At 44.9% G+C, this 14,610-nt stretch carries 10 protein-coding genes; 7 read left to right on the top strand and 3 right to left on the bottom strand.

The genetic code is table 11. From position 1 onward, the window contains the following. Positions 1–24: 24 nt before the first annotated feature. From MmiHf6_RS07130 to MmiHf6_RS07120, 3 genes are all read left to right on the top strand, one after another. Complete coding sequence (locus MmiHf6_RS07130) at positions 25–2,139, top strand: ABC transporter ATP-binding protein (RefSeq protein WP_316557106.1); 2,115 nt, start codon at positions 25–27, stop codon at positions 2,137–2,139. Next, complete coding sequence (locus MmiHf6_RS07125) at positions 2,140–3,942, top strand: ABC transporter ATP-binding protein (protein ID WP_316557105.1); 1,803 nt, start codon at positions 2,140–2,142, stop codon at positions 3,940–3,942. 183 nt (positions 3,943–4,125) lie between these two features. Further along, on the top strand, positions 4,126–4,317 hold the full coding sequence (locus MmiHf6_RS07120) for a hypothetical protein (RefSeq protein ID WP_316557104.1): 192 nt from the start codon (positions 4,126–4,128) through the stop codon (positions 4,315–4,317). A gap of 174 nt (positions 4,318–4,491) precedes the next feature. Here MmiHf6_RS07120 and thsA read toward each other — a convergent pair whose 3' ends face one another. Both thsA and MmiHf6_RS07110 read right to left on the bottom strand, forming a co-directional pair. Beyond that, complete coding sequence (gene thsA, locus MmiHf6_RS07115) at positions 4,492–6,129, bottom strand: thermosome subunit alpha (RefSeq protein ID WP_316557103.1); 1,638 nt, start codon at positions 6,127–6,129, stop codon at positions 4,492–4,494. A 435-nt stretch (positions 6,130–6,564) separates the two neighbouring features. Next, positions 6,565–6,831 carry a hypothetical protein gene (locus tag MmiHf6_RS07110; protein ID WP_316557102.1) on the bottom strand — a complete coding sequence of 89 codons (267 nt, stop codon included), beginning with the start codon at positions 6,829–6,831 and terminating at the stop codon, positions 6,565–6,567. Positions 6,832–7,113: 282 nt separating this feature from the next. Here MmiHf6_RS07110 and MmiHf6_RS07105 point away from each other — a divergent pair, with 282 nt between their 5' ends. From MmiHf6_RS07105 to MmiHf6_RS07090, 4 genes are all read left to right on the top strand, one after another. Further along, positions 7,114–9,783: a heavy metal translocating P-type ATPase gene (locus MmiHf6_RS07105; RefSeq protein WP_316558656.1), complete on the top strand. Its 2,670-nt coding sequence runs from the start codon at positions 7,114–7,116 to the stop codon at positions 9,781–9,783. Positions 9,784–9,882: 99 nt separating this feature from the next. After that, a complete protein-coding gene (locus MmiHf6_RS07100; RefSeq protein ID WP_316557101.1) occupies positions 9,883–10,152 on the top strand; it encodes a metal-sensing transcriptional repressor in 270 nt (89 codons plus the stop codon). Between the two features lie 189 nt (positions 10,153–10,341). After that, positions 10,342–10,545 (top strand): heavy-metal-associated domain-containing protein, encoded by a 204-nt coding sequence (locus MmiHf6_RS07095; RefSeq protein WP_316557100.1) that lies wholly within the window; start codon positions 10,342–10,344, stop codon positions 10,543–10,545. Between the two features lie 421 nt (positions 10,546–10,966). Continuing rightward, positions 10,967–11,218 carry a hypothetical protein gene (locus MmiHf6_RS07090; RefSeq protein WP_316557099.1) on the top strand — a complete coding sequence of 84 codons (252 nt, stop codon included), beginning with the start codon at positions 10,967–10,969 and terminating at the stop codon, positions 11,216–11,218. 158 nt (positions 11,219–11,376) lie between these two features. Here the strand turns inward: MmiHf6_RS07090 and MmiHf6_RS07085 are convergent, their stop codons facing one another. Continuing rightward, a complete protein-coding gene (locus MmiHf6_RS07085; protein ID WP_316557098.1) occupies positions 11,377–14,586 on the bottom strand; it encodes a heavy-metal-associated domain-containing protein in 3,210 nt (1,069 codons plus the stop codon). Between the last annotated feature and the right edge of the window lie 24 nt (positions 14,587–14,610).

Here is a 14,610-nt window from a genome sequence, read left to right as displayed (position 1 = left end):
AATTTCGATTTGCCGCGCATTAATTTGTATTGTCCGCAACCGAAATTTAAGCTCGTTTCCGGCCGTGCCGGCAATATCGGCTGCATTTTCAACCCTGCAGCCGATTCAAAATACGCAGTACGCAGCCGAATCATTTCGGACTTGCAGGAGATCTTTATGTCTCGTAATTATTATGAAAATCAAGATTCGTTCTTTCAAAAAAATGACAGCGAACAGTTATCGGAGGATACGAAAACTGTTAAAAAAGGTCGAGCCAGACTGTTTGAAATTGCTTTTTACAAAAAGTGGTACATGCTTGCCTCCGCCATCCTTTCAATAATCAGCGTCGCCTGTTCATTTATTCCTTATATCATTCTTTATTTGGTCTTAAAAGAGATTTTACCGCACCTCTCCGACTTAAGTCAAATTGACGGGTCGCTGCTGATGACATACATTGTTTACATCGTCATTGCCATTCTCCTGACCGTTGTCACAATGTTCGTCTCTCTGATGTGTTCGCACTTGGCGGCGTTTCAAACGCTTTACCATTTGAAAATCGATTTCGCGGCAAAACTTGCAACGCTTCCGCTCGGCTACTTCAATCAAAACGCCACCGGCAAACTCAGAAAAGTCATGGATGAAAATATCGAAGGCATCGAACTTTTCATCGCGCACCATTTTCCCGATTTGGTCGGCTCGTTCACCGCGCCGATCGTTTTGGTTCTTTTGCTTTTGTATTTCGACTGGCGCGTCGGTCTGATCTGTTTGGTTCCGATCATTCTCGCTTATGCGATTCAGGCGATTTCATTCGGCGGCAAAAACAAAGTCATGTATTTGAAAACATATCAGGACGCCTTAGAAGACATGAACGTGTCAGCCGTTGAATATGTCCGCGGCATTTCCGTGATCAAAATTTTCAACCAAACCGTTTATTCTTTCAAAAAATTCCATGACTCCATTATGAATTACACCAAATTCTGTATTCAATACACCTACATGTGCCGCGCCCCGATGACCGCTTTTGTGACAATTTTGAACAACATTTCATTCTTCATCATTCCGGTCGGCATTTGGTGGGTCACGCGGACAACAGATTACACCGCTTTTGCTTTGACATTCATTTTCTATCTGATCTTTTCCGCGTCCGTCGTTTCTCCGTTCATGAAACTTATGTATGTGAGCAATAAAGGCGACGTTATCATTGACGGGATCAACAGAATGGATGAAACATTCAACACGCCGTCCGTTAAAGAGCCAGCAAACCCCGTCAAGCCGAATAGGGTTATCGGCAGAAGCATTCGTTTCGAAAATGTTTCCTTCTCTTACACAGAAGACCCGAACCACAACGCGCTGACGGATGTCAGTTTCATAGCGGAAGAAGGACAAATTACGGCGCTTGTCGGCAAATCCGGAAGCGGAAAAAGCATGATCGCGCATTTGATCCCGCGCTTTTGGGACGTTGCGGGCGGCGCGATTTACGTCGGCGATACCGACATCCGCGACTTGAAAACGGATGATTTGATGGATATGGTCAGCTTCGTTTTCCAAGACGTTTTCCTGTTCAAGCAAACCGTTTATGAAAACATTCGCATCGGAAAACCCGATGCAACGGACGAAGAAGTTCAAGCGGCGGCACGCGCGGCGCAATGCGATGATTTCATTCGAAATCTGCCGAGCGGCTATGATACGGTCATCAATTCACAAGGCATTCATCTTTCCGGCGGCGAACGGCAAAGAATTGCAATTGCGCGCGCGATTTTGAAAAATTCGCCGATTATTGTATTGGATGAAGCAACCGCTTTTGCCGACCCTGAAAACGAGTACAAGATCCAGGAGGCGTTTAAAGAATTGGTGAAAGAAAAAACCGTAATCATGATCGCTCACAGATTGCCGACGATTCGTTCGGCTCATCAGATCATTGTGATGGATGACGGAAAAATCGCCGAAAGCGGCACTCATGACGATCTGATTCAAAAGAACGGCGCTTACAAAAAGATGTGGGATGCTTACAATGCGACATTGACGTGGCGCATTTCCGGAACGAATTCGGATACGGAAAAAGCAAACAAAACGAACACAAAAGAAGATAAAACGAACACAAAAGAAAATAAAACGAACACGAAAGAGAGTAAAACGAACGCAAAGGGGAGCGTGATTTAAATGTCTCACAGTAAAGGAAATAATTCAGATGAATTCGGCGACCTTTTCGGCTCCGACAATTCGGGTCTGATGGTTTTTCGAATCAAAAATTATCTTTCGGAAAAAGGATACAAGGATTTGAAAAAAGCGATTGCTGCCGTTGTTTTGACCAATTTGGTTCTTTTCATTCCGGCAATCTCCGTCTCTGTTTTTATTTACGAACTGCTGAAGCCGTTTTTAGGTCAGGCAATTGATGTGGAAATGTTATGGGTATCATTTGGAATCGCTTTGGCCGGCATCATTTTAACGGCTCTTGCGTATGCGAATGAATACAACAAATGTTATGTCAGCGCTTACACCGAAGTCGGCAATGTCCGAACAGAACTCGCCGAGCGCCTTCGAAAATTGCCGCTGAGCTTTTTCAATAAAAAAGATCTCACGGATTTGACGACGACGATCATGGCGGACTGTACGCGTATGGAAACGGCGCTCTCGCATCTTGTTCCGCAGTTGGCGGGGCAGATCATCTCAATTACGCTCATTATGATCATATTGATCGTTTATGACTGGAGAATGGGGATTGCGACGTTTATTACGTTTCCGATTGCGCTGTTTTTGATTTATTTGTCCAAGAATTTGCAGACAAGATACGATAAGAAACTGCACAAAAGCAAGTTAGACGCCGCCGATAAAACGCAGGAATATTTGGAAGGCATGAAAGTCATTAAAGCGTTCAAGCTCGGCGGCAGCAAGTTTTCGGCGCTTGAGCAATCTTTGAAGAATCTGATGAAGAATTCGTTTTTGCTGGAATTGGTCGTGGGAACCGTTACGGTCGGCATTTCAGTCATTCTTCAAATGGGACTTCCGTTGACAGTTTTGGTCGGCGTTTATTTGTTCCTCGGCGGAACGCTTGATATCTTTGTCTTCCTGATCTTTTTGATTATCGCGTCCAGAATTTACGGTCCGCTGACAACTGTTTTGACGATGATCAGCGAGTATTTCTTCCTGGAGCCGTCGCTGAAAAGATTAGCGGCGCTTCGAAATGAGCCGCTGATGACGGGTGATAAAAACATTCCGATTCAGAAATATGATATCGTTTTCCAAAATGTTGCGTTCAGTTACAACAAAGAAAACGCGATCAAAAACATCAGTTTAACGATTCCGGAGGGAAAAGTAACAGCGCTTGTCGGTCCGTCCGGCAGCGGAAAAAGTACGGTTTCAAAATTGATCGCGCGCTTTTGGGATACAAATTCGGGCAGAATCGCAGTCGGCGGAATCGACATTAAAACGGTCGATCCGGAACATTTGATGGAATACATGTCTTTTGTGTTCCAGGATGTCGTTTTGTTTGACGATACCGTGTTTAACAACATCAAACTCGGCCGCCACGACGCAACGGATGAAGAAGTTTACGCGGCGGCAGAAGCTGCGCGCTGCAACTCTTTTGTTGATAAAATGCCTGAAGGTTACCAAACGGTGATCGGTGAAAACGGAAGCCGCCTCTCCGGCGGGGAACGCCAGCGCATTTCAATTGCAAGAGCCTTGCTGAAAAACGCGCCGATCGTTCTTCTCGACGAAGCGACCGCATCGCTTGACCCTGAAAATGAAGATGAAGTTCAAAAAGCGCTTTCCGAATTGATTTCTTCCAAAACGGTCGTTGTGATCGCTCACAGATTGAGAACGATCAAGAACGCCGACAAAATTGTTGTTTTGGATAACGGAAGGATTTCTGAAGAAGGAACGCATGATGAATTGATTCAAAACAACGGTTTGTACGCCGGAATGTATAATACTCAGCAAAAAAGTATGGATTGGAGCATTTAATTTTTGCTCCTTTCTTTTTTATTTTTAATTTTATTTTTATTTTTAATTTTAATTTTAATTTTTATGTTAGAATATATACGAATTTTTTTATACAGATTGGCATTTAATCTCTGCGAAATAACTTCAAACATAAAATCAAATTAATTGAATTTTTATGAAAATCGTTTTGCGGAGAAATTAAAAATGTCAACATATGCAATTTTTGCTTACGCTTCTCTTATTGTAATGGCAGCAGCGCCTCTTCTCTTAATTATAGCAATGAAAAAGATCCATAACGATGAAGTGCCGACCATTGAAGCCGGTTTATTGATTCTTGGCGGTATTATTATTTGGTTTTGGCTTATCAATGCATTTTCATACTTGCCCGGATCTTAAATCGTTTTTTAACAATTATCAGTAGCCCGGGTTTTAAATCGTTTTTTAATAATTATCAGTATCACATTTTAAATGAATGAATTAACAGCGTTCGCTCAGCGATTTTATTTTAAAAAAGAAAAGGAAAACAGAGAAAAATCTCTGTTTGTATTTGATTTATTTTTAATTTTCAAATTAAGGCATGTCCATGCCCATACCCGGATCCATACCGCCCATGTCCATGCCGCCGGGGGCGCCTTGGGATTTGGTGGTTGCAATCACGTCATCAATTCTGAGAATCATGACTGCGGATTCGGTTGCTGCGTTGATGACCTGAGTCTTCACACGGAGGGGTTCGACGACGAACTCTTTCCACATGTCAACGACTTCACCTTTGAACACGTCAAGACCGGCTGTCTTCAAACCTTTTTCGTGGCTGGAGCGGAGGTCCATGAGCATGTCAATCGGGTCAAGACCTGCGTTTTCTGCGAGCGTCTTCGGGATGATTTCAAGCGCTTCTGCGTAGGCGCGGACAGCGAGCTGTTCTCTGCCTTCAAGTGTTGCTGCGTATTCGTTGAGCCTGAGTGAAAGTTCGACTTCAGGTGAGCCGCCGCCTGCAACAAGTTTCTTATCTTCGATGACGACGCCGACAACGCGGAGTGAGTCTTCGAGCGCAGATTCGATGCTGTCAATGACGTGATCAGTTCCGCCGCGGAGAAGGATGGAAACGGATTTCGGGTTCTCACAGCCGGTAACGAAGATCATGGCGTCGCCTGAAACTTTCTTTTCTTCAACGAGTGCGGCGTAGCCGAGGTCGTCTGCTGCGATTTCATCGAAGTTGGAAATCAAAGCAGCACCGGTTGCGCGGGAAAGTTTTTCCATGTCGCTTTTCTTGACACGGCGGACAACCATGAGTCCTGCCTTTGCAAGGAAATGCTGTGCCATGTCGTCAACGCCTTTTTGGACGAAAACGACACTTGCGCCGCTGTTAATGACTTTGTCGACGGTTGCTTTGATCATGGCTTCTTCCTGATCGAGGAAAAGCTGGAGCTGGTCCGGTGAGGTGATTGAGATTTCAGCGTCGATTTCGGTGTCTTTGAGTTCGATGGCTTCGTTTAAAAGAAGGATTTTCGCGTCTTTGACCATTTCGGGCATGTTGCTGTGAACACGTTCTTTGTCAATGATCATGCCTTTGATGAGTTCGGAATCTTCAATGCGTCCGCCGACTTTTTTGACCACGTTGATCTGTTCTCTGTCGACTTGTTTCTTGCCGTTTGTTTCGTCAACGACGCTTGTGACGGCTTCGACGGAGATTTTGGCCAAAAGTGCTTTTGCGGATTCTGCGCCTTTGCCGGTAATGGCGGTGGCTGCGATGCTGTTTAAAAGGTCGACATCGTTTTCATCGATATCTTTTGCAAGTCCCTGAACGAGCTCGACTGCTTTTGCGGCTGCGAGTCTGTAACCGGATGCAATGACGGTCGGGTGGATGTCCATGTCAATGAGATCTTCGGCTTTCTTCAAAAGTTCGCCTGCAACGACTGCCGCGCTGGTTGTTCCGTCGCCGACTTCTTCGTCCTGCGTTTTGGAAACTTCGACGATCATTTTTGCGGCGGGGTGTTCGATGTCCATTTCTTTCAAAATGGTTGCGCCGTCGTTTGTAATTGTAACGTCGCCCATGGAGTCGACAAGCATTTTGTCCATTCCTTTGGGTCCGAGTGTTGTTCTGACGGCTTCAGCGACTGCTTTTGCCGCCATGATGTTGTTGCCCTGCGCATCCCTTCCGCGGGTGCGCTTGCTGCCGTCTTTTAAAATGAAAATGGGTTGTCCTGACATATTACGTCTCCTTTTAGTGAATTCATCTGAATATAATTGAATATATTATGATTATAATATGATCGATTTTTATCGATAAAATCATCATGCGCAATAATCATTGAACAAAAGCGTCAATCCTGCTTTTTCAAACGACGATACGGATAATGATTTGAGCAAACATTTCAAAATCTTATCAAAGTCAAATCAAAATCAAGTTTGAATGATATTTTGAATGCTGCCGAAGGACTTTCCCGAAATTGCTTTGACATTCCCGAACGGATGTGCTTCCCGGACCGCAACGGTCACTCCCGACATCCATTCATCCTTTGCCGAAAATGCTATGAGAAAACGCTTTTTTTCGGACAATTCACGGAAAAATTACAACTAAAACACGTTTGAACTTCTATATAAAAGAAACGGTTTGGAATTTATTCATTTTGAATCGGGATTCATTTATGAATTCGTTTTTGAAACCCGTGATTTGTTTATTCGATTCCTTTTTTGAAAATTGTGCGGCTCGCGCGTGAGCGGGGCGGGTTTGGAGCGAAGCCGGACGGCAAAAAATCGCGTAAGCGATTTTTCAATAAACACCTCCCTCCAACTGCAAACAAACACCTCCCTCCAACTGCAAACAAACACCACACTCCAACTGCAAACAAACACCACACTCCAACTGCAAACAAACACCACACTCCAACTGCAAACAGGCGAAGCCCTCAAAAATTGCGAAGCAATTTTTTACAAACACCGCCCTTAACTGCCCATGAAATTTTGTGAGGCGAAGCCGAGCAAAATTTTTTTACAAACGTCACCCTCCCCCCGCCCTATGAAATTTTGTGAGAAACCGACCGAAGGTCGGTCACGAGCAAAATTTGCGAACAAAATTTATATAGAATACACTTTAATTCTCTTTACATGAACACCCCACGGGGGTATAGTCTTCAAAGGAAAAATATTAATCAAAAACTAAAAGAATAATAAAATAATCACGGAGGCCTTAAAATCAAACAAAAATTCAACGTCACCGGAATGACATGTTCCGCCTGCAGCAGCCACGTTGAAAAAGCCGTCAGCAAACTCGCCGGTGTCAAAAGCGTATCTGTCAATCTTCTGCAAAATTCAATGATGGTCGAATACGATGAAACCGCCGTCACCGAAACGGACATTATCAAAGCCGTGACGGACGCCGGCTACGGTGCGTTTCCTGCCGACTCTAAAACTAAAAAAGGACAGGGAGAGGCAGCACAGACCGGCGCGGCAAATCCTGCGGCAGCCGAAGCCGAAGAGATGAAAAAGCGTTTGATTTGGTCTATTGTTTTATTGATTCCGCTGATGTACATCGCGATGGCGCCAATGGTCGGTCTTCCGCTTCCGTCTTTTTTGAGCGGACATGAAAACGCAATCGCTTTCGGCATGGCTCAGCTTCTTCTGACACTCGCAATCGCTTATCTCAACCGCAAATATTTCATCAACGGATTCAAAAGCCTGATGAAGCGCGCGCCGACGATGGACGCGCTCATTGCAATCGGCTCATCCGCTGCTATTATTTACGGCATTTACGCAATCGTTCGAATGGGATACGGTCTTGCCGTTTCAGATTTTGTTCTTGTCGAACAATATCACATGGATATGTATTTCGAATCGGCCGGAACGATTTTGACATTGATCACGGTCGGCAAATACTTGGAAAGCCGCTCCAAAGGAAAAACAAGCGACGCGATTACAAGACTATTGGATTTGGCGCCGAAAACGGCTTTGGTTGAAAAGAACGGCGCCGAAGTTGAAATTCCGATTTCAGATGTCGCCGTCGGCGATGTTTTAATCGTAAAAACAGGCAGCAGCATTCCCGTTGACGGAAAAATCATTGAAGGAACGGCTGCAATCGACGAATCGGCAATTACCGGCGAAAGCATTCCGGTTGAAAAAACAGTCGGCGACAGCGTAACGGGCGCCACCGTCAACAGATCAGGATTTATCAAAATGACAGCGGTCCGCGTCGGCGAAGACACGACGCTTGCACAAATCATTCGTTTGGTCGAAGAAGCAAGCGCGAGCAAAGCACCGATTTCCAAGTTGGCTGACCGCGTCAGCGCCGTTTTCGTTCCGGTCGTCATTTCGATTGCGATTTTGGCGACAATCGTATGGCTGCTGCTCGGTCATCCGTTCAATTTTGCGCTCTCAATCGGCATTGCCGTGCTGGTTATCAGCTGTCCGTGCGCGCTCGGGCTTGCAACGCCGACGGCAATCATGGTCGGAACCGGCAAAGGCGCTGAAAACGGAATCTTATTCCGAAATGCCGAGAGCATTGAAACGGCGCACACCGTAAATGTTGTTATATTGGACAAAACCGGAACCGTTACCGTCGGAAAACCGTCTGTGACAGGCATTTATCCGACAGACGGCGTCACGGAAAAAGAATTGATGACTTACGCCGCGTCCGTTGAAAAATTGTCCGAACATCCGCTTGCCAACGCAATTGTTGAAAAAGCGGCGGTAATGAATCTGAATTTGATTCAAGCATCTGACTTGAAACAAACAGCGGGTCACGGTATTGAAGCCGTTGTTGACGGCGACCGCATTATGGCGGGCAACGCAAAAATGATGACGACTGACGGAATCAATATTGAAAAAATCGCTTCGATTTCTGATGAAATTGCCGAAAACGGGCAAACACCGCTTTATTTCGCGAAAAATAATCAATTGCTCGGCATCATTTCGATTGCCGATACGATCAAGCCGACCAGCAAACGCGCGATTGCCGAATTTAAAAACATGGGCATTGACGTTATTTTGCTGACGGGCGACAATGAAAGAACGGCAAACGCGATTGCAAAACAGCTTGACATTGACCCGGATCACGTGATTGCAGGCGTTTTGCCGGAAGGAAAAGAACAAATCGTCCGCAAACAGCAGGAATCGGGTAAAAAAGTTGCGATGATCGGCGACGGCATCAATGACGCGCCGGCGCTTGCGCGTGCGGATGTCGGCATTGCAATCGGCGCCGGAACGGACGTTGCAATCGAAAGCGCGGACATCGTTTTGATGAAAAGTGATTTGATGGATGCCGTTACGGCTTTTAAGCTGTCGAACGCAACGATTCGAAATATCAAACAGAATCTGTTTTGGGCGTTCTTCTACAATATTTTGGGAATCCCGCTTGCAGCCGGCCTCTTTTATCCGATCCTCGGATGGAAGCTCAATCCGATGTTTGCGGCTGCCGCAATGAGTTTGTCATCGCTCTTCGTTGTTACAAACGCGCTTCGCCTGAGATTTTTCAAGCCGAAATTCACGACGGAAGCGCCGCCCGAAACGTGTCCGATTTATCCGGAAGATAATCCAATCGAAGAGCCGAAAGAAAAGAGTTCGGCAGCATCAGCAGAAAAGACATCCGCAGAACCGGTAGAAAAGGAATTGGCAGAAAAGAGTTTGGCAGATTCGGAAGAATCCGCGCCTGAAAAGAAGCCGGACATCATGATGAAAATCGACGGCATGACCTGCATTAATTGTCAGAAGCATGTCGAAAAAGCGCTGAATGCAATTCCCGGCGTTTCTGCAAAAGTGGATTGGGAAGCGGGAACGGCAAACGTATTCATTGAAAATGAAGTCGATGATGAAACGCTGAAACAGGCTGTTGAAAAAGAGGGTTACACGGTTGTTTCAATTCAGCGTTGAGAGGAAATATTGTTCAGAAAAATCAAAACCAAATTCAAAAAACCAAATTCAAAAAACCAAATTCAAAAACGAATGAATTAAAATTGAGAGGGAAAAAAGATGAGAGCAGATAAAAAAGTCGTATTGAGACTGCTTAAAACGGCTCGCGGCCAGATTGACGGCATTATTAAGATGGTGGAAGAGGACAAATATTGTATTGATATCGTTCATCAAATTATGGCAAGCGAGGCCGTTTTAAGAAAGACGTCCAAAATCGTTCTTCAAGGGCATTTGTCGGGCTGCGTCAGCGAGGCGCTTGACGGCGCTCCGGAAGAGCGCGAAGAAAAAATCAACGAAATTATCGATGTCTTTGATAAATTGAATAAATGAGCAACAAAAATTAAAAAACAAAATTAAAAAATCAAAAAAAATAAAAGCTCATTCATTCGATATCAAATGTCATAATATTTGGTTCAAAATCGAATCAATAAAAAACTAATTAAACATAAACTCGAATTGAATAATTAATCTGAAATAAAAACAGATTGATTTAAAAATTCATTCACAGGAGACATAAATATGGATACAGTAACCTTTAAAGTCGGCGGCATGACCTGCGGCCATTGCCAGAGAAGAGTTGAAGACGCGTTAAAAGATGTTGACGGCGTTTCAAAAGCAACCGTCAACCTTGAAAAAGGCGAAGCGACAATTGAATACGACGGCTTTAAAACAAACCCCGACACTTTGAAGAAAGCAGTCGCAAGCGCGGGATACGAGGTTTAAACCTCTATTCCGTTCTTTTTTATTTTCATTTGATTTTATTTCTTTTTCGCTTCTTTTTCGTTTCTTTTTCATATTAATTTTGCAGCAGCTGCCGCGCGCGAACTGCTCCGTTTTTCATAATATTTTCAAATTTGCCCTTCGTTTTTTTTCGTTTTTCAAGATGAAACCCAAACATCCAATTTCAATAAATGTTGAACCTGAACGCCCGATAAAACCTTAAAAAATGTTTAATCTTTGGATAAAAGAAGGCGTTCCGTTTTTGAATAATTTTTATGAAAAATGATGTTTCAATTGAATTTTGGATTGAATAAAATTTCAAAACCCCCCCTCCAACGACGCGTTTCCGAAGCGCAGCGGAGGAAAGAAGGAGTTGGAGATTCTTCCCAAACGAAACGAAAAATGCAAAACTGCTGATCATGGATTGTTTTCCTGTGCCGGCAAAGTACTGTCTTGCGACTGTCTTTTATTGCTGCCGGCTCCTGCTAAGCCTGTCAATCTGCAACTGTCTTTAATGTTGCCGCTGTTACCTGCCGTAACAGTTGCCGCTGTTACCTGCCGTAACAGTTGCCGCTTCCAATCAGGTTTGCGTTTGCCGCTGCTGCCCGCAAAGCAGCCGCCCGCGCGAGCCGCTCCGCTTTTCTTAATTTTTAAAGATTCGAGTCGCTTTTTTTGAAAAAACAAAAAATCGAAAGAGCCGAATTAAAAAACGTGAAAATGAGTGTTGTGTCAAAAACACAAAAGAAAAAATAAGTGACAGCATGAAACGAAAATGTTGTTGTTTCATGCCGTTTAAATCGATTTTATTTGATGATTTTATCAATCAAATTTTGTTTATTCAGACTGTTCCTCCCCGATTTCAGGAAGCGGGTCGTTGCCGTCAGTCATACTGCCGGTACAACTTTCCACCGTAGATTTGTAGGAGTGGCCTGCAATACTTCCGACAGCATCAGAACTTCCGATGATAGTGCCTGTCGTTTCACAATCTGTAATAACATATATGGTCGGAACAGGGTGATATGATTCATATCCTGCACGGAAGAATCCGCCGCCAATGATGCCGCCGATACGGGAAGCGGAAGAATCAACAGTAATGTAGGCTTCAGCTTCACAACCGGAAATCACTGTCGGATTTCCTTCATCGCTTGTGCCGGAAAATCCGAGCAGACCGCCGATTAATTGATTGTTTTCTCCGCCGGCATTAATGGTGACATTTGCGGAACAATTCTCCACAAACATACTTTCCATTGCGCACCCGGCAAGACCGCCAAGCCCGTGGACATTATCACCGTCTGCCGTTATCGTACCTTCTGCAGTACAGTCAACAAAAGAACTTTCTTCCATGCCGCCGGCTAAAATACCCGCATTCTGTCCTTCATCGCCTGACACGATAATATTTGCCGAGGCGTGACAATCATCGAAATCGACAAAACCGCCGCCGACAAGACCGCCGACCATTGCCCAGCCGCTTACTGTGTTATCATCACCGGAAAGAATGACATTATCCAAATCACATTCCACAGCGTAGCCGATAACACCGCCGACTAATGCGGATCCTGTAACGCTGACATTTTCAACGGTCAGATGACTGATTGCAGATTCAAAGGCACAGCCGAACAAACCGACGCCCCATCCATCCTCTTGATCAACAATTATGTTTGAAATGGTGAAATCGCCGCCGTCAAAAGTGCCGGTAAAAGCCGCTTCAAGAACAGGAAGTTCATCATCATCCTCGGAAGGAACGTAAGCGCCGATCGGCTGCCATTCTTTGTTTTCGAGGTCGATATCAGCCGTCAAAAGATAGTTCCGGTCTAAGCCGTAACGCACTTTATTAAGCTGCATTGCGTTTTCAATTTGATACGGATCATCAGAAGTACCGCTGCCTGCAAAAGATGGCGTATTGATATTCTTAAAATTATTATTTCCATCCCATGTCATGTCAGAGGTACAATCAGCTGCCACAGCATCATCGTCACAGTTGCCTGCAATGGCTCCGATAAACTCAAAACCGCCAGTAACTGTACCGCTTGTTGTACAATTTTCAATGTAAAACACGCTCGGAGTGAAATATTGAGAATAGTCTTCAAGAAGAGAATCGTATTCTTCTTGAGAGACAGCATTTGTTTCTAACATTGCATCTAACATTGCAACAATTGCAGCAGCCGTATCTTCATCCATAAAGTATCCTGCGCCGACAATACCGCCGACATAGGAAGAACCGGTCACAATGATGTCAACATCTTCAACGGTACAATTCAAAATATCAGTCGGATTGCCGCCGTCAGTCGTTCCTGCCATGCCGAGCAAACCGCCGATAAATTTATTTCCGACGCCGGTCACAGTTATTTCGGCGTTGCCGACAGAGCAATTTTCAACAAGCTCACTTTTAAAAGCACAACCTGCAAGACCGCCGATTCCTTGAACACCATTGCCTTCAGCTGTAATTGTTCCGACAGCCGTACAATCAATCAGCCGACTCTCTTCCATGCCGCCTGCCAAAATGCCTGCCATGCTTCCGCCGTCACCGACAACGATGACATCTGCCGCAGCGTCACAGCCGATCAAATCAGCGAAACCGCCGCCGGCAATACCGCCGACCATCGCGCTTCCCGTAATCGTATTCATGCTGTTGTTTTCTTGCAGAATGATATTTTCCAAGCTGCAGTACACAGCATAACCGATGACACCGCCGACTAACATAGAACCGTCGACATTGACATCTTCAACAATCAAATCAGATACTGAAGGTCCGGTTACAGACAAGGACGTGATGTCTCCCGCCGTTTTTCTCTTCTCCACCGCTTCTTTCAGCGCAGCATCTAAGCCAGCTTCATCAGCCCATATATTTTCGATATCCTGACTCAAAATGACTTTTGCCGTACTGACGCCGCCGATAACGGTGTCAATCTGAACGAATTTCACGCCGTCAACTTCTAAGATGTCCGCACCCACATGGTTGGCGCAGTTTGAACAGCTCATGCCTGTGATTTCAATGCTCTTTGTCGGTCCGACAACACATCCGAACAAACCGACACCGGCTTCATCGGAACGGTCAATCGTCAGATTCGAGATGGTGAAACCGTTGCCGTCTAAACTGCCTGTAAAGGCATAATCCAAGTCGGGGTTTTCTTCATCATCTTCTGAGAACGGAACGTAGGATCCGACAGGTTCCCAGTTGTCATATCCTGAAAGATCGATATTGTCAATCAGAACATAATGTTTGTCCAAACCGTAACGAACACGGTTGAGTTGTTCAGCGGTTTCAATTTCGTAAGGCGAAGTTGCAGTACCGGCACCGCCTGCCATATAGTCGTCGTCATCAAGACCGACCCACCATTTTCCGGTTATCACACCGTCAGCGATTCCGTCACTCCAAACGAGTTCATCTTCGCCGCTGAGATTCAGTGCTTTTCCTTCAAATACGACATCTGTGTCAGCCATAACGGCACCGTAACTGAGAAGGAGCAGGCCGTCATCCGCGTCAGTCGTGTCAATTCCGAATGAAACACCTTCTGTGATGTCTTCAGGCATTGATCCATTCATTTGATAGATGTGAACGCCCAAACCTGTCAAAACATCCGCTTCGGGAAGCGCCCATGTACCGTATGAATCTTGGGTTTGCAGTATCGCGGCTAATCCGTTATATCTGTCTTCACCCAAATTTTCCGGTGTAAATTCAAAGAATGCATTGAAGCCGATTGCAGGAGAAAGCCCGTTTGTCGGCGTTTCTGTTTCAATAGTGAAACTGAATCCCGACGGATAATGTCCGCCCGATTCCATTTGGTTGAACATGCCGGTTACTTCAGATGTATAGCTGTTTTCCGGAACTGTATATTCGTGAGCCCATGTTATTCCTTCATCTTCGGCAATTTTTGTATATTCAGCCATTTCATCCGTTTCAGGCATTGATAAGAAGAACATTTGAGCTTCGTTATTGCCCTTTTCAATTACTTTCGAATTTACATAAGGATATGGCCAAGATGTATTTGTCGCATCTTTGATGACCTGTTCACCATTGTCGATCAAGTAGCGATCAAATGTCATTGTTGCAGATGTTGCATCATATTC

Origin of the sequence: Methanimicrococcus hongohii, from assembly GCF_032594095.1 — an archaeon.
In the GTDB taxonomy this organism is placed as follows: Archaea; Halobacteriota; Methanosarcinia; order Methanosarcinales; family Methanosarcinaceae; genus Methanimicrococcus; species Methanimicrococcus hongohii.
This window is presented reverse-complemented; position numbering and strand designations above follow the sequence as displayed.